Raw genomic sequence first — 23,263 nt, forward strand, 5'->3', positions numbered from 1 at the left:
AATCATTAGTTCAACATAACTAGACAGAGGTATTTTGGAAACTCTTTCAATCAATAAAAAACAAGAAGGTGACTAGATGAATATAAAGCAATTTGTAAAGTTGCATCGTGATGATTGGAATCAGCTTGAAGATCTAGTATCAATCATGCATAAAAGGAAATCCGGTATGACGGGTGCCACGATTGATAAATTTTATCGGTTCTATCAAAAGGCAACTCAGAATCTATCCTATTCACAAACGTATTTTCCCGAGGACGAAGTAACACTTTACTTAAATGGACTTGTTTCGAAATCGCATAATCTCTTATATAAAGACCAAATATCGAGTATGAAACAAATCGGGCATTTTTTGAGCACAACATTTATTCGCCTATTTTTAGAACAATGGAAGTTTATCGTTGCTGCAATGCTGTTGTTTACATTAGGTGGGGTAGGAAGCTTTTTCGCGGTTGTCAATGATCCGCAAACGATGCATGGGATCTTACCAGCAGAAATAGCTCAAGGTGTGAATCCTGAACAACTAGGTAGTGCAGATGGTCAGGTTAATTCTTCGGTGATGTCCGCCAGTATCATGACAAATAATATTAATGTGGCGATCCTGGCATTTGCCGGCGGGGTCACATTTGGTTTATTAACAGTCTATGTACTCATTTATAATGGTATTGTAGTGGGGGCCCTCGCTGGCTTGTTCTTTCATTATGGGAAATCATATGAGTTTTGGGCATACATCGTTCCCCATGGAATGATTGAGCTTACAGCTATTTTTATCGCAGGTGGTGCCGGTCTGTTAATGGGCTATAAGCTCTTTGTTCCAGGACAATTTTCCAGAGGCTATCAGTTAAAGATACAGGCACAACGTTCTGTCCAACTTTTGATAGGGACAATTCCTTTATTTGTAATTGCTGGATTGATCGAAGGTTTCATCACCCCAGCAGCGATTCCCTTGGTAGCGAAGTATAGTGTTGCATGCATAACCGTGTTTGGCTTAGTTCTGTATATAGTGATTGGCAGGGTATTACTAGCAAAAAGACAGCTTATAAAAGATTACGATTCATAATATCGATATAATGGGAAACTGCAGCTACTGCAAGTTTGTCCTCGCGGGCCTCAATCATTTGTAGGCCTTGCTTTTCCCATTTTAATTTTTCTTTTTTCTTGATCAAAACTTGCTGCTGGGCAATGCTTTTTTCCATCGCGCTTCGAACGTCTACGGGTACCTCATTGGCTTTCTTCAAAATCGCCACATCTTCAATTCCGATCATCAAAAACACATGTCTTTGTCTAAGACGCTGTAAATATACTAGCGCGCTTTCCTCATGAAGAAATGTGCGTACATCACTAAATAAGAGTAGCAAGCTTCGTTTCTTTTGCATCGTTTCCAAATAAGTGAGCACAGCCGCATAATTTGACTCTGCTGTATCGACTTTAAGGTTGTAGACTGCCTGAAGGATTGTTTGTAAATGTGTCATGCCTTTCGCGGGCGGTATAAATACTGTCACTTCTTTTGAAAATGCTACTATAGAGACATAATCACCTTTTTGTAAAGCCGCCGCGGTCACTGTTAATGCGGCTTCCAGCGCTTTCTCAAGGCGATTGCCTATCGCTAGTTCCGAGCCCATCATTCGCCCGCAATCAATTAAAATGGTTACATACTTTCCATGCTCAGGTTCATATTCATTAGTCATCACTTCTTGAAGCTTTGCAGTTTGCCGCCAGTTGATCATCCGTGGATCATCACCTACAACATAGTTTCTAATCTGTGCGAAATCTCCTACACCGCGTTGTTGCTTGCGAATTTTCGAGCCATCATATAATAAAAAACGCTGAGCGTTCCCTAAATAGTGTTTCGTCTCTGTTAAATCGGGAATCACTTTTACAGAATCGACTAATTCAATCGTCTGTTGCTTTGCCCATAACCCAAAACGACTTGTATAACGAAAGTACAGCCGCTCAATGTCGTACTTACCTCTAACGGGTGCATTTGTTTCGTATGTAACTATACTTGCGGATACCCTCGGAGCCTCCCCACGGAGCGGAAAAGGTCGCTCAAATGACTGGGGAATATCATCCACTAGGAAAAAGCGAAGATCAAATTCGGAAGTATTACTTACTTCAATCTCTACTGTATAGCTGAGATTACGCTCTAGTTCTTTAGTGATTGTCCGTCGAAAGCTCAGTTGACTTTTCTTAGGTGAATAAATTAAATCCAGTAAACTTACTAAAATAACACCGACGTTCAAGGTAATGATCAAGGACCAAGTAATATCGAGTAGGCTTCCAAGTAAAATGACAAGCAACGAAAAGATTAGGTAAGCACTGAGTAATCGTTTCGTCGGTAAAATTCCTCTACCTTGGAACAGGAACCGAGCCCACAAGTTCTTCAATGATTTGGTCAACGGCCGCTCCCTCCATTTCTACATGTGGCGCTAATTGAATCCGATGCCTTAATGAAGGTTTCGCTACTATTTTAATATCATCTGGCGTCACATAGTCTCGACCCGCTAAGTAGGCCCATGCTTGGCATGCCTTACCAATCGAAATCGCTGCTCTTGTACTCGCACCAAAGCGGATTGAATCTGTTTCCCGGGTCTTTCTGACAATCTGCATAATGTAATCTAGCACGCCATCCTCAATCGTCACACGCTGAATTTCTTCTCTAATTGTCAAGAAAGCCTCCATATCTAGTACGGGAGTAACCAGGCCTGTATCAAAAGTTTTTTCAATCACTTGTTTAAGTACATTTTTTTCTTCTGCAAATGAAGGGAAATCAATTTTTAACTTAAATAGGAAACGATCTTGTTGAGCTTCAGGCAAGGGATACGTTCCTTCGAATTCAATCGGGTTTTGTGTCGCCACAACAAAAAACACATCTGGTAATGGATACGTGTTTCCTTGAATGGTAACTTGTTGTTCTTCCATCGCTTCTAAAAGTGCTGCTTGCGTTTTTGCTGGCGTTCGGTTAATTTCATCTGCCAAAAGGATGTTGGTAAATACAGGTCCTTTTAGCGTTTCAAACGTGCCTTCTTTCATATTGTAGATCATACTTCCGGTAATATCACTTGGAAGTAAGTCTGGTGTAAACTGGATTCGGCGAAAACTTCCGCCAAGAAGTTCTGCGAGCGATCTAACCATTTGTGTTTTTCCAGTTCCCGGAACTCCTTCGAGTAGAACATGTCCTCCTGATAAAATTGCAGATAATAGAAGCTTGAGGTTAGTGCTTTGACCTATAATACGTTCTTCATATTTTTCTAATAAGGTTAAAACTTGTGCTCTCATCCTTCTTCAACCTCTTTCCTGATCTTCTCTAGTCTTTTAGACCATAACAAGTATTCCTGCTTGCTCACTGTGCTCTTTTCTAACATATCTGCCAAACCACTTAATAGGGAGTGAATCTCTCCTTTTTCCAAATGTGGCCACTTTCGTTCGAATTGTGCGGTGAGATCCTTCCATTCCTGATGATAAGGAATTCTCCAATGTTCTTGTAGCAAAGTCATGACATAATTAGCTTGAATAACTAACGAATCATGATAACGATGCCCTCTAATATACCAGGCAGCTAAAGCTTTTATCCCTTCATCACTGAAGCGAACTGTTTCTTGTCTTGAAATGAAAATAGGTCCGAATCGCTTTCCATGGTGCCACAGCCAAAGAATTGTCAAAAGGGCACCTTGAATCATTAATAACAAAAACCAGCGTGGATAAATGTTCAAAATGGTTGTGGCATTTTTCACATCATGTATGTATTCGTCAAATAAAATGACTTTGCTATCCACGTCTTTTAGAAGTGCTAAAATGAGTGCAAGATGATCATCCGTTACTATTTCTCCGTTCATAATCCATTTCGGTGAATTCGTTACAATCAATTGACCCTCACCAACTACTCGCTTTAATGCAATTGTGCCTGCATCATCAGATAGTAAGATTTCATCTTGAGCATTTTCTAGAAGCCTCACTTGGCTAGTCACGTCAGTTTTAGTACGATAACTAGCACCTGCTGGGTCAAACACATTTACTGCGTCAGTTTCCACGACTTCTGTTTCTAGTCCAAACATCCCTTTCGGATTTTCTTTGAATAACAGGATTGTATTTCCTGCTTCCATAAAGCGGTTGTAGCTGTCCAGTTCTGCACTGTTCGGTGTAAAGTATGGTTCGATCATAATGAGTAGTTGATTTGCTGGCTTGTTTGGCAATTGGCTTGGAGAATCGGACCATCTTTTGACAACATCCTGATGATTCAGTGCGTATGTATAAAATGCCTTCACACCTGTAGGAGAAGGAGAATCAGAAGCATACATTGGATACTCTTTTAGTTGTCCTTGGATTAAGATATACCGTGAAAACAGTAGCACAGTCAAAAGAATTACTAGCCATACCCATATTTTTTTATTCGCTATTGGGTTCTGCAATCTATCTTCCTTCCTCCTTTCTCCTGAACGCTTTGCTTATTCATCCGCTTCACTTAGGTATTTCATTACTTCCTTCTGAAATTGAACGTAGTCCTCTTTTTGTACTTCTCGCTCTCCATATGTGGCTTCATCGAAAAAATAGGCGAGATGTTGAAATTGATCGGCTGATTGTTGATTTACTTTCTTTAATTCTTCATAATACTCCCAGTTAGTTTTCCAAATCCTTGCTTCTAACCATTCTTTTTCATGGAAATACAGGAGCAATGCTATAAATAGATGACGAGTAGCGGAAGAGAACTTTTCCAAGTCCTCCTGTTTCATTGCTTCAGTTACATGCATTTGATACGACCAATTAATTTCCTGCGTTGACTGCAGGGGAGGTGTCTCACGGAACTTCCTTTTTCGACTACGATTACGTATAACAAAAAATAGTACGGTTACCATTAATAGAATCGTAATGACAATTATAATCGTCAAAATCGGTCCAGCTAACATACTCGTTGTTTTTAATGCAGGAAACAAATGGTCTAATTGATCTGCAATCCAGTTTTTAGCTTTTTCCAACCAAATCGAAAATATAGTACTGGGCTGATCACTATAATTCGTATACTCAGTTTCGTTTAAAATCTTTTCGAGTTCATCTCTTGCGTCATCTACATTATCCATAGATTATCACCTTTAATTGTTTCATTATTGAACCACGTTATAATCATCAATCATTTCTTTTAAATCGTCTGCATCATGCCTGACTTTTAAATCTAGGTACATGACTGCATAGCCAACAGAGAAAATCATTGTCGTAAATATACTCGCCAGGGATATTATCATCGAAAGTAGCACACTACTTCCTAGAAATATGCCGAAAGTTAATTCAATTGTGAAACTAATGACGCCAATAATTAAAGAAAAAATAATATAGAGTCCTATTAATGGCCACCCGCGTTTACGAGTTAGTCTCCAACTTCTTGTGAAACCTGGAGAACCTTCACCCAGTACAGCAGATCCAAGATAAAAGCTCCAACGAGTTAACAGGTAGCCAACACCGATAGCAAGTGCTATGAATAGGATAATCCCTAAAACTATTCCAACAGTTGAAGAAGTGGCAAGGGAGCTTATTAGTGAAAACACTAAAATAAACACTGGAATAAGGATCAAGCCAATTGTTATTAAAGAAAATAAGATGGTACTACCAATAATAGGACCGTAACGTGAAAAAGCTTGTTTAATGACTGAACCAATGGTGTATGTTTCATTTTTTCTTATCCGATTAACGACTATTAAAATGGCTGCCGTAGCGACTGGAAATAAGAAGAAACTAGTAATTCCTACAAGAGAAGCTGCGAGATTGGCTCCTAGACCCGTGGATTCCGCTCCCTCGAAGCTTGAAATTATTTTTTCATGCCAAGCTTCACCAGCACCAAGTTCTCTGAAAAAACTTACCCCTGAAGCCAGACTAATCAATGCTTGAATCAAGTAAATTGGACCCATAAAAATAAGGGAAATAATGAAAAAATCCCGAAACCTGCTTTTGCTTAAACTAAATGTTAGGTCAAGGATTTCTCCAAATCCTTTTGGTCTGTTAAGTCTTTCATTCATTTTATTCATCTCCTTAAAATTCTCATATTTACTATTCTAACACTATTTTGATAGTGAGTGTTTTGCGAACCAGAAGAAGTATTCGGAAAAGTCCATGTCATCTAAGCTTTTAGGCAAAAAAAATAAGCACCATGAAGGTACTTATTTTCAACCGTGTGTTCGAACTCACGGCTTATTTTTCTTTTATTAATCCTGACTCAATAAGGAAATTTTCCGCAACTTGTTCGACCATCATACCGTCATTGTCGACTTTCGCATTCATTTTCTGCATTGCTTCTTCATCAATCATTCCTTCAAGCATAATGAGCACCTCTTCAATTTCGGGGTACTCCACTAACGTCTCTTTCCGTACGATTGGAAGTGCATGGTATGGTGGGAAATAGGATTTATCATCCTCTAGTACACGTAAGTCATAATCTTGTAGCTGACCGTCTGTCGTATATGAGTTGATAACATCCACTTCTTTCGCGCCAATGGAACGGTACATGATACCATGGTCCATACCTTTGACGTCTTTGAATTTCAGTCCGTATTCTTCTTGAAAGCCTGGTAAACCATCCGGGCGGTCGATGAATTCGAAGACTGCACCTAGTATGAAGTCCTCTGAAACTTTAGCGAAGTCACTGAATGTCACAACACCGAGTTCTTCGGCTCTTGATTCATCAAGGGCGAGTGTATACGTATTGTTGAAACCAAACGTATTGAACGCAATCATACCGTCGCCATCCACGAGTCGTTTCGTTGCTTCCAATGTTTCTTCGGCTGTGCCGGGATCTTCATGGTAATAGTTGACGACGATTGTCCCTGTATAATCAGGAATAACGTCGATAAGGCCGTTTAACATTGCGTTCCAAACAACGTTGGAGCCGCCAAGGTTTTCTTTATAAATGACTTCAATATCTGTTTTATCTTCAATTAATTGCCCCATGACATGTGACAAAATGATACTTTCTGTATTGTTCCGTGAACCGAGTGTTAGTGACTCTTTTTCGATGAAAATACAGCCCGACAGCATACTCACAATGAGCACTGTCGAGAATAGAACTAGGAATTTCTTTTTCATAGTTACTTCAATCCTTTCGGCGTTGTCCAGCGTTCAATCCCACTAAAGAGTGTTTCTAGGATAATCGCAAGGATTGCTGCCGGGATTGCCCCAAGTAAAATCAAACCATCAATTCCACGAGTAATACCTAGGAAGATGAAATCACCGAGTCCACCTGCTCCGATGAAAGCGGCAAGTGTTGCTGTACCGACGTTAATGACTGCTGCTGTACGGATACCAGCCATGATAACGGGGATCGCAAGTGGTAGTTCCACTTTTAACAAGACTTGCATGCTTGTCATACCCATCCCTTTTGCAGCCTCGGTTGTTGCTTTGTCGACATCTTTAATACCAGTGTACGTGTTTCGGATAATCGGCAATAAGGAATAGAGGAATAGGGCAGCGATTGCTGTTTTTACGCCGATTCCGAAAATCGGGATCATGAAACCGAGCAATGCAAGACTTGGAATTGTCTGCATGACGCCTGCTCCACCCAGTACAATCGTGGTGAGCTTTGGAACGCGTGTAATAATAATACCAAGTGTAATACCGAGGACAATGGCGATAAGCATCGAGAAGAAGACAAGTTGAATATGGACTGATGTCGCTTCAAGTACTTCTTTCCAGCGCATTTGGGATTGTTCAACAAGTTGTTGCCAAATAGTTAATTTATTCATTGGATATCCCCCGTTTCTGTCCACTGGCTGGACATGGCGGACAACAGCGAACCTCGTGTAACAACGCCTACTAATTTTTGTGTTTTATCGATGACTGGGAGAATGCCGTAAGGTGCTTCATTCATCATGATAATAGCGTCTTTAGCCGTCGCAGTATCATATAAAAACGGCTCTCGCGAAACCATGATCTCTTCAATTATTTTAATGTCGTCTAATTTTTTAATAAGATCATGTGCGGATACAATTCCAACTAATATATTGTCATCATCGACAACGATAAGGTTCGTAATTTTTCGCTGACGGATGAATGAAAGTGCTTTCTCAGGTGACCATTGAGGGAGAGCGGTGTAAACCGATTCTGACATGATGTCGATAACGGGCATGAGTTCAGGGTTTTGGATAATCCGATGTTTCCCTATGAACTCCTCTACAAAGCCGTGGGCTGGTTCGTGAAGTAATTTCTCTGGGGTGTCCAACTGTAGCAGCTTACCATCTTTCATAATGGCGATGCGATCGCCCATTTTTAGCGCTTCATCCATATCATGTGTAACAAAAACAATCGTTTTTTTCAACTTCTTGTGCAAGGAGAGAAATTCATTTTGAAGTTGTTCACGTGTCAGTGGATCGAGTGCACTAAAGGGTTCATCCATCAGAATAACATCAGGATCCGCTGCAAGCGCTCTTGCGATACCGATACGTTGCTGTTGTCCGCCTGAAAGTTCCTTTGGATAACGAGTTGCATAAATTTCAGGATCAAGACCAACTAATTCAAGAAGTTCGTTAACGCGCGCCTTAATTTCTTTGTCGTTCCAACCTTTTAGCTGGGGTACTATTGCAATGTTTTTTTCAATTGTATAGTGGGGGAAAAGCCCGATTTGCTGAATGACATACCCGATGTTCCGGCGTAGTTCAGAGGCGTTGTAGGAGTTGGTATCCTTACCGTTGATTGTGATTTTACCGCTTGTGTGGGGCTCCATTCTGTTAATCATTTTCATTGTTGTCGACTTTCCGGAACCACTTGGTCCAATGAGGACAAGAAACTCTCCTGTTGGAATATCGAAACTGACAGATTTTACTGCTTGAAATCCACCATCGAACACTTTGCTTACATTTTCAAATTTGAGCATGTGTACCTCCCTGTAGTTTTTCACAACGAATTTATTTCCGAATAGTAGATGAAAAAATCATTCGGAGTTAAAAAAAAGCAGACACTTTGCACTCCAGATAACGATCGGAGTGATGTCTCACTCCTTTAGTATATCATATTCGGAGCAGGTTTTGAGTTTTTTTTGCATGATATCCCGGAAGTGTCCAAATTGCCTGTCTGTTGTATGTTCCTTTAGAATGGATAATAGAAGGGAAGTGCATCGGCAATGGATATGACAATTTTCGTCGTAGAGGACGATAAAGCAATTTTTGATTCACTGAAAGAGCGACTGGGGCAATGGTCTTTTAATGTAACTGGACCGAATGACTTTCATGATGTCATGGCCGATTTTATTAATGAAAAACCGCATCTTGTTATTATGGATATTCAGTTGCCTTCCTATGATGGCTTTCATTGGTGCCGCGAAATTCGTGCAATTTCGAAGGTACCTATTATCTTTCTATCATCGCGAGATCACCCGATGGATATGGTTATGGCGATGAATATGGGAGCGGATGATTATGTTCAGAAACCATTCCATTCAGATGTATTGCTTGCAAAAATTCAGGCACTCTTAAGACGGACATACGCATACGGTGAAGAAGCGCCGGATGTACTCGAATGGAATGGAGCGATGATTGACATGAAGCGCGGTGTCATCCGTTTAGGCGGCAATGAGGTCGAATTGACGAAAAATGAATTTTTCATATTAGCGGTGCTTGTTCAATCAAATGACGAGATTGTTTCACGGGATGAGTTAATCCGTAAGTTATGGGATGATGAACGTTTTGTTAACGATAATACATTGACGGTGAATGTTACGCGCCTCCGTCAAAAGCTCACGGAACTGGGCCTCGGTGAAGCAATCGTCACGAAAAAAGGACTGGGCTATATGGCGACTACGCTGTAGGAAGGGGCTATTTTTTTGTTTATAAGTTATCTGATGGATATGAAAAGTTGGATTCTCTTTTTTATAGCGGCACTCGGGTTTGCGGATATAGTTATTTGGCTGGACGCTGGAATCGATGCGGCATTTTCATCTGTTTTGTATTTTAACGTTTTACTGCTGAGTGTGTTCTTCACTTTTTTCATATGGCGCTATTTCAAGGAAATGAAGTTTATGAAAGCATTAATCCCGCCCAATGGAATAATTGAAGAAGATTGGCAAGAAGCGCTGCCGGAGCCGTTATCAATACGTGACACAATAACGAATAAGATGTTGCGGCAAGTTGCGGATGATTATACGAAAAGATTGTACGATTTAAAAGCAACTAACGTGATTGAAAGTGATTATACGGCAGCTTGGGTACATGAGGTGAAAGCACCACTGACTGCTATGAAATTGGTGATTGAAGCCAATCGAAGTGAACCGGCATTGCAGAAAATCGAAACGGAGTGGCTACGTGTTCATTTGCTCATCGACCAGCAGTTATACATTTCCCGTTTGCCTTCTTTGGAATCGGATTATGTTGTCGGAAAAAGCGGCATCCACCAGCTTGTAGCTGCGGAAGTGCGCGAGCTTGCATCGTGGTGCAGGCAAAAAAATATGGCAATCGAATTTGAAGATGAAGCGATTGAAGTTGTAACGGATAGTAAATGGTGTCGGTTCATAATCCGTCAAGTGTTGACGAATGCAGTGAAGTATAGTCCGTCAGGCGGAACAATTTGGATCACAACAAACGTTGTAGAAAGTGGCAATGTGGTTCTAACCATAAGAGACGAAGGACCTGGTATTCCATCGCATGACTTGCCTCGGTTATTCGATAAGGGATTCACTGGCGGTACAGGAAGACTACATAATGCAGCAACAGGTCTAGGACTTTACCTCGCACAAACCGTTGCTGTCAAGATTGGCATCACACTTACTGCGCAATCCGAAGCGGGGCAAGGAACGACAATGCGACTGACATTCATGACTGAGAATGAATTCGACTCCGTACTAACGTGACGTTTATGTAACGTTGGACGACCTGTTTGTCATGCAAATCAAACGACCCAATGCACTAGGCGGGATAAGATAGGGACATAGCAAACAGGGAGGCCATTTTATATGAATAAAACACATACAACAAAAAAAACAGTTCTGCATGCGCAGAATATTCGAAAGTCCTATGGATCACGCAGCAATGTCCAACAAGTACTAAAAGGCATCGAACTTCGTGTCCATGAAGGTGAATTTGTCGGGATTATGGGCTCTTCGGGAGCAGGAAAGACAACATTGCTCAACGTCCTTGCGACGATTGACCGTACGACAGAGGGGTCTATCCTCATCGGTGATTCCGATATTTCGAAGATGAAAGATCGGGAACTTTCCGCCTTTCGTCGTGAAAAATTAGGATTCATTTTTCAAGACTATAATTTATTGGATACATTGACTGTGAAAGAAAACATCTTGCTGCCTGTATCACTTGGTAAGATGAATAAAAAAGAAGCGGAAGCTGAGTTCACGGCAATCGCAGACATTCTTGGCATTAAAGACCTCGCACACAAATACCCGCACGAAATTTCAGGTGGTCAAAAACAGCGGACATCTGCTGCACGTGCTCTTATTAATAGACCCTCTATGGTATTTGCAGACGAACCAACAGGGGCCCTCGATTCTAAGTCAGCATCTTCCCTATTAGGCACATTAGAGGATGTCAATAAAAAGCGGGACGTCACAATCATGATGGTGACGCATGACCCGCTTGCTTCGAGCTATTGCAGCCGCGTTGTCTTTTTGAAAGACGGCACCATTTACTCAGAATTGTACCGTGGCGATAAAACGAGACAAGTCTTCTTCCAGGAAATCCTGAAAGTTCAAGGCGTTCTCGGGGGTGACAGCGTTGACACTATTTGATCTTGTCATCCGCAGTATGCGGAAAAATATCAAGCATTATTATTTGTATTTCTTTGCACTGATTTTCAGTGTTGTCCTTTACTTTGTATTCGCGACGTTGCAATATGATTCTGCAGTTATTGAGCAGGCAAATAGCTCCATGAAGATGGATTCCGCATTCAAGGTGGCGGGCATTTTGGTTCTATTCATTGCTGGCATATTCGTTATCTACGCCAATTCGATTTTCCTTCGGAGAAGAAGTAGTGAAATTGGACTGTATCAATTGATTGGATTAAGGAAAGGGGCAGTTGCACGGCTCCTTATTATTGAAAACACACTTCTTGGAGCCGGAGCGCTCGTTATCGGAATCGGTGTCGGGATGCTTTTATCCAGAGTGTTTTTATTGATACTTATGAAATTGGTCGGCTTTAATGACATTGTAGAGCTATCGTTTTCGATGGGGGCCGTTTTACAGACAGCACTTGTATTCGTTGTTATCATTGCGCTTACATCGATTCAAATGGTGTTTAAAGTGTATCGTAATACATTGCTTAGCCTATTCAATGCAGACAAACAAGGGGAACAGCCGAAGAAGCCGAAAAGTGGGCTATCGGCAATACTTGCTTTGCTTGGTATCGGATTGATTGTCTTTGGTTATTGGTTATCGGCACATATGTTGAATGAATTGTTATTCTTTAATATGCTTGGCGTTTTATTCTCAACGATATTAGGAACCTATCTTCTATTCCGCGTGACAATCAGTTGGTTGTTCTATCAAGTACGAAAGAGAAAGCAAGGACATTTAGGACTTTCCAATAGTTTGTCACTTGCCTCACTCATGCACCGTCTAAAAGGGAATGCGAACTCGCTCACCATTATTACAGTTTTATCTGCAGTGACATTAGCGATGCTTGCAGGTTCCTATTCGCTTTATTATTCAACGGAAAAAGAAACGCGCTACATGATGCCATTCGATTTTGCGTTTGAAGAGGGGGCGGAAACACCGCTTTCAGACAACGAAATATCGGCAGTGGACTTTGAGGTTGAGTTAAAAGAAAATGGAATTGATTATACAACTGGGACAATCGAATTACTCGGAGTGGAAGGAACTCATGAAAAAGATGTTTTCCCTTCTTTTCTTGATATGAGGGAAGAAACTTTTAATGCCTATTTTGTAAATGCTAAGCAATTACAACAAGCAGGTTTCGAGGCTGAAACGCCGAAAGATGGATCTGTCATTTTTCATAATGCTTCCATGGTGGCTATGGCAAAAGATATAAAGATACCATTCGAGATGTATATTACAAGCGGTGAAACAAAAAGTATATTTACCGCTGTGAAATATGGTGAAGGGGACGTTGTGAACGCAGTTTGGGGATCTCAACTTGTAGTGAGTGATGCCGATTTTGAAAAGTATAAAAGAACGATGAAACCAGAAAAAATAGTTGAGATGACCCCAGAGAGTATAGTAAGGAATGTCCGCGTTTTTAATGTAGTAGACAAAGACCAACTTGCCATTGCATCTTCTATCCGCAACCCAAATCAAGACAACGTATCGTCATACGGCACCGATTATTACTTGACGTATGTAAAATCCATGCAAAGTAATGGACTTCTCATCTTTATCGCCGGATTTTTAGGATTGGTGTTCTTAATTTCAACAGGTAGTATTTTGTATTTCAAACAAATGACGGAAGCTGAACAAGAGAAAAAAAGTTATGTAACACTTCGTCAACTTGGCTTTACAGTTAAAGATATTATGCGCGGAATTATCCGCAAACAAGTATTTGTCTTTGGCTTGCCGCTACTGATTGGTCTATTGCATTCTATCTTTGCGATAAAAGCGGCGTCGTTCCTATTCATGTCCGATATTACAGTACCTACAACGATTGCTATGGGCCTTTATGCATTGATTTATCTCGTATTCGCATTCTTGACAGTCGGCTATTATCGGAAAACGGTGAAAGCCGCACTATAATTGATTTTAACTTTACGAATAGATCTAATTTCGAAGTGGCACTCTTTCATGTAAAAGTGAATTGGGTGCCATTTTCGATAATAGGGATTCATTTCAAGAATACGTTAGAGGTAATGGTTAGGAAGGGGGGGATTAATTGCAAACTCATATAATGCCAATTTTCATCGCATTTATTGTCTGTTTTATGCTCGCATCATTTTTGACTTTGCCATGGGCAATCTACCAATACCGAAAATATGGGTACATTAGTTTTTGGCGTACGTTATTGATAATTAGTTTCCTGTTTTACAGTTTAAGTGCCTTTTTTCTTGTGATTTTACCCTTACCTATAGTACGGAATAATTGTCAATTTGCAGATCCGATAATGTCGTATATGCAATTACGACCGTTTCAATTCATCCAGGATATAGCACATGATACAGGTGTAGTTTGGTCAAGGCCCTCTTCATATAAATCATTGGTTGGGGCTCTCTCGGTGTATCAAGTCGTATTTAATGTACTCCTATTATTTCCAGCTGGCGTGTTTTTACGTTATTTATTCAAAACGAAGGACAAATGGTTTTATGTGATTTTCATTGGATTCGGCGTGTCTTTGTTTTTTGAAATTACGCAGTTAACGGGTGTTTTTGGGATTTTTACATGTCCATACCGGCTGTTTGATGTCGATGATCTAATGGCGAATACACTTGGCACCTTTCTTGGCTTTCTTTTTGCACCCCTGTTTTTAGCGTTTATTCCTTCAAGAGATAAGTTAAATGAAGAGGATGAAACGCATATGAATGAAGAACAATCGACCATAGGTGCACAACTTTTTGGACTTATTTTGGATATTATTCTAGTTAGGTTCATCACGGGTGTTGTTGTGAATGTGATGAAATGGACAGGTGCGTTTACCGAATTTGCGCTCTTTACGGTTGTCCTATTTGTGGGAATTGTAATTGTACCGATGATTTGGAAGGGCTATACACTAGGTTCAAGAATTGTTCGGATGAAATTACAGCCCGACACGACCAAATGGTTTACAAGTTTAAGCAGACGATACCTTGCGATTTACTTGCCTTATTTCTTCAGTGGACTTGCAGGTGTAGCAAATCAGTTTGCAAGTCAAGCAGAATTACTGTTACTCCTTTTCTCAATCGGACTTGTTTTTTTATCAGTGCTTTTATGGATGACTGTAATCGGACATATACTAATTCGTTGGATAAAAAAAGACAAGCCACTTTATTTTAATGAGTATAGCAAAATAAATTCTATAAGAAGAAATACGAAAAAATAAATGAATAAATAAGGTTCTTATTCTACCTGTAAGAAAGAGGAGTGTTGGATGAACCCAACAATCGCAAAAAAAGAACGAATTATTTCATTGGATATTATCCGTGGAATCGCATTGTTTGGTATTATGCTTATTAACATACCTGCTTATCAAGTTGTTATGGAAGGTGATATTCTCCCCGTAAATAGTGGTATGAATCATTATGTAGATATGCTCATTCATATCCTGGTGGAAAAGAAATTCTTCTCCATATTCTCCTTCCTGTTCGGTATCGGTTTCTACATTTTTACATCACGTGCCCAGCAGCGTGGAGATAAGCCAAGATGGCGTTTTGTTCGCCGTTTGCTTAGCTTATTGGTACTCGGTATCATTCACGCAATCATATTTTGGGGATCTATTTTAGCAGCCTATGCTGTTATCGGATTTCTTCTCCTCCCATTTTACAGGGTACAAATCTCGACCATCAAAAAATGGCTGGCAGGCTTCACTTGCGTTTACCTGATTGCGCTGATTATGGCGTTAGTCATTCCGACAATGGCCAGTTCCATGACTTCAATTGGAAATGATGATGCAGTACTGGTTTACATTATGTTTTTAGCTGGTTTCTTAGTTGCAAAAGCGGACTGGCCACGACAAATTGGCCGATTGCAAAAGCAAGTCAGATGGATTCAGATTGTGACACTGCCAATCGTTATTTGTTTTTCTGTATGGATTTGGATGTCAATGCAACAAGATGCAGAAAATGTGAATCTAATTATTTCTCTTGGCACAATTCCTGCCGTGCTGTTTTATCTGTCAACGATGTTCTTAGTGCTTGAAAATAAGACTATTGTGCATTTACTTCAACCTGTTGCCCGCGTTGGTCAAATGGCTTTGACTAACTATGTTGCTCAAAGTTTCATTGCATTGACAATCATGTCACTAATGGGAATTAAATTTGTATCGCCAAGTCAAACCGTCTTGATTGCCAGTATTATTTTCATTATCCAAATACTTTTCAGTGTCCTATGGTTTAAATTTTTCAAGATGGGGCCATTGGAGAAGTTATGGCGTTTTATGACCTATGGGCGAAAAAATCCAACTACAAATAGATAAGGAGCAAAATCATGAAGAAAGTAATCGCAACAATTGCAGTCATAGTTGTTATCATTGGTCTCCTAACGGCCTTGAGAACTGTGGGTTTCAATCGATTAGGAGCTGAAAGTTATTATGTTCAAATCACGGAAAGTGGTACTAAACTCGAGTACAAATCACCTAGCGGAGAGCTATATGTTCGATACGAATACACACTGTCGGCATTTGATAAAAAAGGAAATGAAAAAGAGTTTACGTTTACAGGTGATCATGAATTGCGTAAAGATGCATATTTGGAGTTGTTTATAAAGAAAGGAAAGGGAGTAACTTCCTATCAAGAAGTGAAAAAGGAAGAGATTCCCGCAAAGGCAAAGGACATGTTGAATTGAATGAAAGATGAATTCTAAGGTGATTAATATTTATTAAATCATGAATGTTATACAGATAATTGCTATAGCAACTTTGATAATCGCGTTAAAGGTGAAAGTATGAGTATTGGGTTTCTAGTTCGAAAACGGCATCGATATCGTTATCTTCGGTATTACTATATCAACTATATACGGAAAAAGTAGTAAACATTTCACTGGAAAGTTAGTCGGACAAAATGGCGATAATCAAGTGTAAACGGATTAGTTATCTGAAATTCCTTGATTAGCAGAATAGGAAAGCATCAGACTATAAAAACACCGGATTCCAATTAGGAATCCGGTGTTTTTACTAGCGATTGGAAATTGGGTTACTCTTTACGGAATGATGAAATTTGTGAGGTGAAAGTCCAAAGCTTCCCAACCAGGCTTAAATAATACAAGCATTCTTTTTATTATGATAATCCCTCCATCTTTAAGATGCAATTTTACTTTTTAGGGATATAAAAAATAGAAGGAATGTGAGAAATATAAAATTCGCCTGTCGATAAAAGAAGTATCAGACAGAGGTTTTTGAATTTTGATTATTCGTTTTTTAAAAGCGAAATGTTTATTTTTTACTCACGTTTGTTTAGGTTCTTGTCGCGAAAGGCTAATGGTTAGCGAACAAAATAAGGTGGATTATTTCTGTTTTGGGGTAGAGAATGATAAACAACTAAAAAACTTAATGAGAAAGTGGGGTATCGCTATGTTTATGGATGCGCTAATGGTTGGTCCAGCGAATGATTTTATATGGACGTACATACGGATGTAGCTAAGCAAATCGATGGCATTAGAAAGGAACCTCTTGCGAGCGCATTGAATGCAGCAGGCTATAAATACAGTAGTGCAACTCCAAGGGGTGGACCTTCGTTGGCGACAGCGATGAACCACTTGATAAAAGCATTTTCGACTTTGTGAAATCCAAATCATCGGCCAAGAAATCACATTCACAACCGGTTCCCAAGATCGTTACAAAAGATTCACATGCTATTCTTGAGCAATTCACTGAAGACGAAATACGGGCCATCAAAGAGATGTTAAAGTCATGGCAAGAATCAGCCCCAACAATCGAAATGGAGCTAACGCTTCACGATCGAATTAAACAGCTTCCACAAGAAGAGAAAACGCGAAAGACCATTGTGATTGATCAAAGCATCGGGGAGCGCTTTGATGTGTTTTGCGAAGCAGAACGTCTCAATAAATCGGACATTTTACATTTAGCTTTGGTTGATTTTATGGATAAATTCGAATGCCCCCCCATGACTTTCCAGGGAGGTTTTTTTATCTGCTCATCGTTGAGGTAAATCTGCATAATTATTCATGTAGACAGGCCTGACGTTCACCAGAAAGCCCGTTAACTCAACAATGTATATTTGATGCATACAGAAAACGAAGGACCGTTGGAGATGAAATGAGGGTTTATAAGGGGTTATGGCGTATGATCAACTTCCGAGAATTCTTATTGCGTAAAGAAGTTAACTACTTCCGTGAACTGATGTTATGTCAACCAGTTGTGTATGGACTATACAAGGTCGTTCAGCGTTCTATTATTTTTTGATTGAGAAGGAGAAATCATTTCTGTTAGATTTTATCCACCATCAACATGCTCCTTGTTTTATAACTTTGTTTAGGAACTTGTTTAGGGTATCCTTCAAAGTCTTGGCACTGCTAGTTTAGTAGATACCCAATGACACACAGCGAATTAAATGTGTGTTTTTTATTTAAAATTGCTATTAAATATTCACTGATACAGATATTTATAACACAATACCACAAAAAAGAAGACGTAAAAAAAGAGAAGAATAAGATAAAATTCCCCTCAATGATTCTCCATTCCTATTTCCTTGTCATTTAATTCTTTCAACTTTAGAAACTCTTTATGTGCAGCAGGATCAATTTCTTTTAAGTGTTCTAGGAACTCTACATATTCCCATTCAACGATAGACTTTTTCCATTTTAGAGTTATATTTATTTTCAAATTTCTTTAGTTGATTGATGTCATCCGAAACAATGAAAATCAGCAAATTGTTTACATTGTACAGTTCATAAAAATTTGTAATTTCCATTGTAGCCGTTCTCTCTTCAAATGCCTTTACCGCAGCTGCAATATCTTCTTCACTATACAATTCAAAAGTGACTAACTCAACGTCTTGTATCTTCAGAACGGTGGGCGTAACACCTAGTAAATCAGGATGAAAAACCTTATCTTCTGGATCAATTTCCACCTCTGATATGTTATTTTGGTTTTCAAATTGCTCCTTGAGATTAGTTACATTTGAATGAATATCATGATTTGCTTTCTCGCCTGCAGATCTGATTGTGGTAATTAACTCTTCTTTGTTAACTGGTATATTTTTCATTTTATATTCTTCATCTGCTTGCTGTTCAACAACTTGAATGTTGGGTTCTTGGTTATTTAAAGTTTTAATAGTGCTTTCAACGATTTTAAACTTACCTTGATAAGCACCTAATGGAATATAACCCTGATTAGCTAATTGTGGTCCACTAAAGGTTTTTAAAAACAATATATAATCGTCCTTACTGTCCATTACTTTTACGCCATTTAATTTCATTTCAACCTTATCTCCAAAAACACCTTGTTCTAGCTCAGGTTTATATATACCTCCAGTTTCAATAACACTAATTACATCCCCCTTACTTATATCCCCTTTATAGTTATTAATTATATGAAATTCTGAAACAGTGAATGGAAGACCTTCATAAACAATAACTTCTTGACTGTGCACTCTTCCTTCAACTATTAAATTTGATTCATTCTTTAACTCATCAATAGAATGGTATTCTTCATTTAATTCTGATGAAGTATTAATCGATAAAACTTGATTTGATTTATTACAACCGACTAAGAAACATACAATAAATATGAAGAATAAGTATTTAATTTTCATGGACTACTTCACGCCTCACTTTTATTGATAAAGGGTTTTAACTCCTGTAATGTCATCAACTTGAACAAATCTTGTAGTTCTATCACGATTCTTATACATAATTGAATTTAAATCGTCGGAATGAGCGAGACCAAGCGCGTGTCCAAATTCATGTTTAGTAGTGGCTCTAATGTCATTAACACTATCATCAAACAAAACAGTGTGATTAAGTTTTAATTGGGAATATTCATAGTTTTTTTGTGGGGCCATAGCCCTCAGCTGAAATTTGCCCATCACTATAAGTGAAAAAAAGTGCAACTCCATTCCAACCAGTATTTCCATAACCGCCCGCCCAAAAACGTGTTTGCGCACCATGGTTAGAGTTAATCTCAGTAAAGTGAACATCTACATATCCATTTACTCGGTCATTCCAATCTGTTACTGCATCGCGCACTAATGAACCGTAATTAACACCATCTAAAGTTTCTCTTGCTATATAAAAAGTTCTATAGTTTACACCTCCAATCAATTTAGCCTTATTAGTCCAATGGTTGTAAGCATCTGAAACCAACGGAGCCATGAAAGAAAATAGCATAACTACAACAAAAACAAAAAACAATTTATTCTTTTTCATCTACTAACCTCCTACTTTATACTTTTATAAGTATAGACAATTTTATTATAGGATATAATAGTTTAAAATGCTATATATTATGAAATTTAAGTTTATTTAAAAGTAAAATAATCCAAAAACCCCTTATGCTCTTTCTAACTTTTTTCCGAATTCGGGCGTTATGTCAACTAATGATGTATAGGGCATACAATTTTATTTAATAGATTATTTATATCATTGGATTTGTGGTAAAATCTTGTAAAATATCAGATGAATGGATGGGATTAGTAATGATTCAAACAAAGGATTTCAAAATACCCCATGTTGTAGAAAGTATTGAAGAGGATGCAAAAGAAATTGGATTCACAATCAGAGGCCTAATTTCATCGTTCTATTAATTTCAAAGGTGTTTTTAGAGCATAAAATAAGAATTTTATGACTCAATCTCAAGAACAAAGTAAAAGCGACCTATCCACAATAATGAACTGAACCCCAAATGGTAGACACTTTAAAAAAGTGACACCATTTGGGGTTTTTTCTGTCTAAAAGCTTAGGTATACTGAAGATAAATATCCTGACAGGAGTGTTTTCAATGAGTAAAATACTTTTTAATGAACACCAGCGTAGATTATTAGAAGCGAATCCTAATGTGAACTCAGTTTCAGATCGCTCTATCCAATATAAACCTGAATTTAAAGTATTAGCTGTCAAAGAGAATCAGAGCGGTAAAGGTCCTTCTCAAGTTTTTATTGAAAATGGATTTGACTTAGAAATGATTGGTACGAAGAAAGCGAAAGAGTCACTTAGTCGTTGGAGAAAATCCTATCAGCTTCATGGAGAAGAAGGATTCTTTGAGGAGCGTCGCGGAAAAGGAAGTCCTGGTCGTCCATCAACTGAAGGATTATCTCCTGAGAAAAAACTTGAAAAAGCTGAAGCACGTATTAAATATCTTGAAGCCGAGGTCGAATTGTTAAAAAAGCTCGAGGAACTAGAGAGGTAGGTGAAAAAATAATACTAACATCAGCCGAAAAATATCAGGTGATTAATGAAGTGATTCGTAAATTTCAATTACATAGGTTCACAGATCACCTATGTAAAGTCGCAAAAGTACATAGAAGTGGCTACTATGCATGGCTCGAAAAAACTGAGGTCCATGCTATACGTGAGGAAAATGATTATCAAGACTACCTTTTACTTAAATGTGTTTATGATGCGTTCAAAGGGAAAATCGGATATCGTGGGCTTTACATGGCGTTAGTGGAATTACTTGAGATCCCCATGAATCACAAAAAGATTCTTCGTTTAATGCGCAAATTTAATCTCTTTGCTAAAATACGTAGAAAAAACCCTTATAAGAATATAGCTAAGGCTACCCAAGAACACCATACGGTGCCAAACCTCTTAAATCGGCAATTCACTCAAGATGAACCTGGCAAAGTTTTTGTTACCGACATTACTTATCTTCAAATGAAAACTGGACAGACTGCTTATCTTTCTTGTGTGAAGGATGTAGCTAGCCGTGAAATTATCGCTTACGAACTTTCGGTTAGCTTAAGTATGGGTATTGTCTATCGAACTTTGAGGAAGCTTAGCGAAGCACTAGCAGGAAATGTACATCCAGAAGCGATGATTCACTCTGATCAAGGTTTTCATTATACGCACCCCGAATACCAGACACGTGTTAAAGCGATGCAGCTCACACAGTCAATGTCCCGAAGGGGAAATTGTTTGGATAACGCACCTATCGAATCATTTTTCGGTCATTTTAAAGACGATGTAGACTACAAGGAAGCATCCAATCTCTTAGAGTTAAAAAAAATGGTAGATGAATACATGGAACACTACAACTGTACGCGTAAGCAATGGGATTTAAAAAAGATGACTCCGGCTCAATACCGAAGTCATCTCATAGCAGCATAGACTAAAACGTCACTTTTTTTAAACTGTCCATTAAATGGGGCTCAGTTCATAAAATGTGGACGGTCGCTTTTTTTTCATTTTTTATTCTTTTTTTTATCGGAAGCAAGGGACCAAGCCATGATAGTACTAAAAATTAATAACCCAAATGCAATTAGAAAAAGTTTTTCATATCCCATAGAAGTAATCATCAAATCCTTGTGCCATTATAGGGCCTCCAATTATACTAACGGCACCATAATAACCCCATCTCCACTTTTTATACTCTGATGGAGAAACGCCTAGTTTTACTTCAACTTGACGAGCTGCATATTTCCCAGCAGCATAAAAACCAAGCCCTAAAGCTACAACAGCAGATACTATTGTACTTACTTCCTTTAGGTAAGGAATTTCTGCATAAATAGTATATTCATCTTCATTTATCAATTTACCATCTTTTATGAGCTTATCTATTTCCTGATCGATTAAAAGCATTTGTTCTTCGGTAATACCATATTCTTTTGCAATTTGTAAAGCTGCTTCGTCTTCCAATGGAGAGTATTCTTCGTCGATTTTCTCAGGAGCTGCATTCGCATTTGCCACCGTTGGAAGGAACTGGGCAAAAGCTAAAAGTAAAGCCAAAAAAACAAAGATATTTTTCTTCAATGAGAAAACCCCTATTCGTTAGTAGATTTGGTAGAAATTACTGTTCTAAAATGATTACATACCTAGCCGAAATTATCCGATCATTAAGCCTCGGAAGATCAAAAAGCGCTTCTGCACAGAAAGTATCATTACCTAGCAACCAATAACTTTTCTACATCTACCCTCCCCATTAGATCTGGTTTCAACTTTATCACGACATTTTTAAAAGGTCCAATATTTGGATTAATTGATTCTTTTTTTACAAAAGTTAAAACTCATTGTCAAAAGAAGAAGGAGTAAATCCCTCTTCTTTTTTTATCGCTTTTTAAAAAAACGTGCGAAAAGACCTGGCTTTACTGGTCTAAACGATTTAATAAGATTCAAAGGTAAAAATGCTTATTAACTATAAAAAAACAAGATTAATTTACCACTCGCCTAAATAATCCATGAAAAATAAAGTTCGTACTAGAAAAATACGCTTTTAATCGATTTAAAGCATCAAATTAAGGTGAACAGAAAGTTTCTTGTGAATTTGGTATAAAGAAAGTAAAACAGCGCTAGAAACGATTGTGAAATGCTTTAAAACACACTATAAATTCAAATTGAAAAAAATAAATATAAACACTTTCAATAATCTGATTCACAATAGACTTTATTTACCTGTTCAACACTTTTCCAATCGAATTCCCCACGGATCACTCATGAATTAATCAAATATTCCATAAATATTTTCTACTGTTTTTTAGTGACATTTGATGGTAAAATGATACACTGTTAGGAAAGTGTGCATCATCAGGAAGAAA

The 23,263-nt window shown here is 38.5% G+C and carries 23 protein-coding genes; 11 read left to right on the forward strand and 12 right to left on the reverse strand.

What is annotated here, in order from left to right:
- Nucleotides 1–76: 76 nt before the first annotated feature.
- Entirely contained in the window at nucleotides 77–1,057 is a 981-nt protein-coding gene (locus MKZ26_RS16355) for a stage II sporulation protein M (protein ID WP_340766809.1), read from the forward strand.
- Here the strand turns inward: MKZ26_RS16355 and MKZ26_RS16360 are convergent.
- The 8 genes from MKZ26_RS16360 to MKZ26_RS16395 all read right to left on the reverse strand — a co-directional run bounded on the left by MKZ26_RS16360 (nucleotide 1,035) and on the right by MKZ26_RS16395 (nucleotide 8,848).
- On the reverse strand, nucleotides 1,035–2,396 hold the full coding sequence (locus tag MKZ26_RS16360; protein WP_340766810.1) for a DUF58 domain-containing protein: 1,362 nt from the start codon (nucleotides 2,394–2,396) through the stop codon (nucleotides 1,035–1,037). The genes MKZ26_RS16355 and MKZ26_RS16360 overlap by 23 nt on opposite strands.
- Nucleotides 2,347–3,276 carry an AAA family ATPase gene (locus MKZ26_RS16365; RefSeq protein WP_340766811.1) on the reverse strand — a complete coding sequence of 310 codons (930 nt, stop codon included), beginning with the start codon at nucleotides 3,274–3,276 and terminating at the stop codon, nucleotides 2,347–2,349. The genes MKZ26_RS16360 and MKZ26_RS16365 overlap by 50 nt, the downstream gene beginning before the upstream one ends.
- Nucleotides 3,273–4,406 carry a DUF4350 domain-containing protein gene (locus tag MKZ26_RS16370; protein WP_340766812.1) on the reverse strand — a complete coding sequence of 378 codons (1,134 nt, stop codon included), beginning with the start codon at nucleotides 4,404–4,406 and terminating at the stop codon, nucleotides 3,273–3,275. The genes MKZ26_RS16365 and MKZ26_RS16370 overlap by 4 nt, the downstream gene beginning before the upstream one ends.
- 36 nt (nucleotides 4,407–4,442) lie before the next feature.
- Nucleotides 4,443–5,072: a DUF4129 domain-containing protein gene (locus MKZ26_RS16375; RefSeq protein WP_340766813.1), complete on the reverse strand. Its 630-nt coding sequence runs from the start codon at nucleotides 5,070–5,072 to the stop codon at nucleotides 4,443–4,445.
- A 24-nt stretch (nucleotides 5,073–5,096) separates the two neighbouring features.
- Nucleotides 5,097–6,002: a hypothetical protein gene (locus tag MKZ26_RS16380; protein WP_340766814.1), complete on the reverse strand. Its 906-nt coding sequence runs from the start codon at nucleotides 6,000–6,002 to the stop codon at nucleotides 5,097–5,099.
- Nucleotides 6,003–6,174: 172 nt separating this feature from the next.
- Complete coding sequence (locus tag MKZ26_RS16385) at nucleotides 6,175–7,065, reverse strand: glycine betaine ABC transporter substrate-binding protein (protein ID WP_187046112.1); 891 nt, start codon at nucleotides 7,063–7,065, stop codon at nucleotides 6,175–6,177.
- Between the two features lie 2 nt (nucleotides 7,066–7,067).
- Nucleotides 7,068–7,721, reverse strand: coding sequence for an ABC transporter permease (locus MKZ26_RS16390; protein WP_340766815.1), 654 nt, complete (start codon nucleotides 7,719–7,721; stop codon nucleotides 7,068–7,070).
- Nucleotides 7,718–8,848 (reverse strand): betaine/proline/choline family ABC transporter ATP-binding protein, encoded by a 1,131-nt coding sequence (locus MKZ26_RS16395; RefSeq protein ID WP_340766816.1) that lies wholly within the window; start codon nucleotides 8,846–8,848, stop codon nucleotides 7,718–7,720. Before MKZ26_RS16395 ends, MKZ26_RS16390 begins: the two co-directional genes overlap by 4 nt.
- A 246-nt stretch (nucleotides 8,849–9,094) precedes the next feature.
- Here MKZ26_RS16395 and MKZ26_RS16400 point away from each other — a divergent pair, with 246 nt between their 5' ends.
- From MKZ26_RS16400 to MKZ26_RS16440, 9 genes are all read left to right on the forward strand, one after another.
- A complete protein-coding gene (locus MKZ26_RS16400; protein ID WP_340766817.1) occupies nucleotides 9,095–9,778 on the forward strand; it encodes a response regulator transcription factor in 684 nt (227 codons plus the stop codon).
- Between the two features lie 15 nt (nucleotides 9,779–9,793).
- The gene (locus MKZ26_RS16405; protein ID WP_340766818.1) at nucleotides 9,794–10,816 is read left to right on the forward strand and encodes a sensor histidine kinase; all 1,023 of its coding nucleotides are present in this window, start codon (nucleotides 9,794–9,796) and stop codon (nucleotides 10,814–10,816) included.
- A 102-nt stretch (nucleotides 10,817–10,918) separates the two neighbouring features.
- Complete coding sequence (locus tag MKZ26_RS16410) at nucleotides 10,919–11,707, forward strand: ABC transporter ATP-binding protein (protein WP_340766819.1); 789 nt, start codon at nucleotides 10,919–10,921, stop codon at nucleotides 11,705–11,707.
- Complete coding sequence (locus MKZ26_RS16415) at nucleotides 11,685–13,664, forward strand: ABC transporter permease (protein WP_340766820.1); 1,980 nt, start codon at nucleotides 11,685–11,687, stop codon at nucleotides 13,662–13,664. The genes MKZ26_RS16410 and MKZ26_RS16415 overlap by 23 nt, the downstream gene beginning before the upstream one ends.
- Before the next feature lie 136 nt (nucleotides 13,665–13,800).
- Nucleotides 13,801–14,940 (forward strand): VanZ family protein, encoded by a 1,140-nt coding sequence (locus MKZ26_RS16420; RefSeq protein ID WP_340766821.1) that lies wholly within the window; start codon nucleotides 13,801–13,803, stop codon nucleotides 14,938–14,940.
- A 48-nt stretch (nucleotides 14,941–14,988) separates the two neighbouring features.
- Nucleotides 14,989–16,032 carry a DUF418 domain-containing protein gene (locus tag MKZ26_RS16425; RefSeq protein ID WP_340766822.1) on the forward strand — a complete coding sequence of 348 codons (1,044 nt, stop codon included), beginning with the start codon at nucleotides 14,989–14,991 and terminating at the stop codon, nucleotides 16,030–16,032.
- Between the two features lie 11 nt (nucleotides 16,033–16,043).
- Nucleotides 16,044–16,400, forward strand: coding sequence for a YxeA family protein (locus MKZ26_RS16430; protein ID WP_340766823.1), 357 nt, complete (start codon nucleotides 16,044–16,046; stop codon nucleotides 16,398–16,400).
- Between the two features lie 768 nt (nucleotides 16,401–17,168).
- Complete coding sequence (locus tag MKZ26_RS16435) at nucleotides 17,169–17,336, forward strand: hypothetical protein (RefSeq protein WP_340766824.1); 168 nt, start codon at nucleotides 17,169–17,171, stop codon at nucleotides 17,334–17,336.
- The gene (locus MKZ26_RS16440) at nucleotides 17,333–17,722 is read left to right on the forward strand and encodes a hypothetical protein (protein WP_340766825.1); all 390 of its coding nucleotides are present in this window, start codon (nucleotides 17,333–17,335) and stop codon (nucleotides 17,720–17,722) included. Before MKZ26_RS16435 ends, MKZ26_RS16440 begins: the two co-directional genes overlap by 4 nt.
- Nucleotides 17,723–18,352: 630 nt before the next feature.
- Here MKZ26_RS16440 and MKZ26_RS16445 read toward each other — a convergent pair.
- The 3 genes from MKZ26_RS16445 to MKZ26_RS16450 are packed head-to-tail and all read right to left on the reverse strand — an operon-like array spanning nucleotide 18,353 to nucleotide 19,940.
- Entirely contained in the window at nucleotides 18,353–19,327 is a 975-nt protein-coding gene (locus tag MKZ26_RS16445) for a hypothetical protein (RefSeq protein ID WP_340766827.1), read from the reverse strand.
- A 21-nt stretch (nucleotides 19,328–19,348) separates the two neighbouring features.
- The gene (locus MKZ26_RS22380) at nucleotides 19,349–19,648 is read right to left on the reverse strand and encodes a matrixin family metalloprotease (RefSeq protein ID WP_445683430.1); all 300 of its coding nucleotides are present in this window, start codon (nucleotides 19,646–19,648) and stop codon (nucleotides 19,349–19,351) included.
- Nucleotides 19,554–19,940, reverse strand: coding sequence for a hypothetical protein (locus MKZ26_RS16450; protein ID WP_340766828.1), 387 nt, complete (start codon nucleotides 19,938–19,940; stop codon nucleotides 19,554–19,556). Before MKZ26_RS16450 ends, MKZ26_RS22380 begins: the two co-directional genes overlap by 95 nt.
- Nucleotides 19,941–20,511: 571 nt before the next feature.
- Here MKZ26_RS16450 and MKZ26_RS16455 point away from each other — a divergent pair.
- Nucleotides 20,512–21,839 (forward strand): IS3 family transposase gene (locus MKZ26_RS16455; RefSeq protein ID WP_445683419.1). Its coding sequence is split into 2 segments (ribosomal slippage): nucleotides 20,512–20,884 and nucleotides 20,884–21,839, totalling 1,329 coding nucleotides; the frame shifts between segments, so codons are not numbered across the junction.
- Between the two features lie 165 nt (nucleotides 21,840–22,004).
- Here MKZ26_RS16455 and MKZ26_RS16460 read toward each other — a convergent pair.
- Nucleotides 22,005–22,481: a hypothetical protein gene (locus MKZ26_RS16460; protein ID WP_340766829.1), complete on the reverse strand. Its 477-nt coding sequence runs from the start codon at nucleotides 22,479–22,481 to the stop codon at nucleotides 22,005–22,007.
- Nucleotides 22,482–23,263 lie beyond the last annotated feature (782 nt).

This window comes from Sporosarcina sp. FSL K6-6792 (genome assembly GCF_038004885.1).
GTDB lineage: Bacteria > Bacillota > Bacilli > Bacillales_A > Planococcaceae > Sporosarcina > Sporosarcina psychrophila.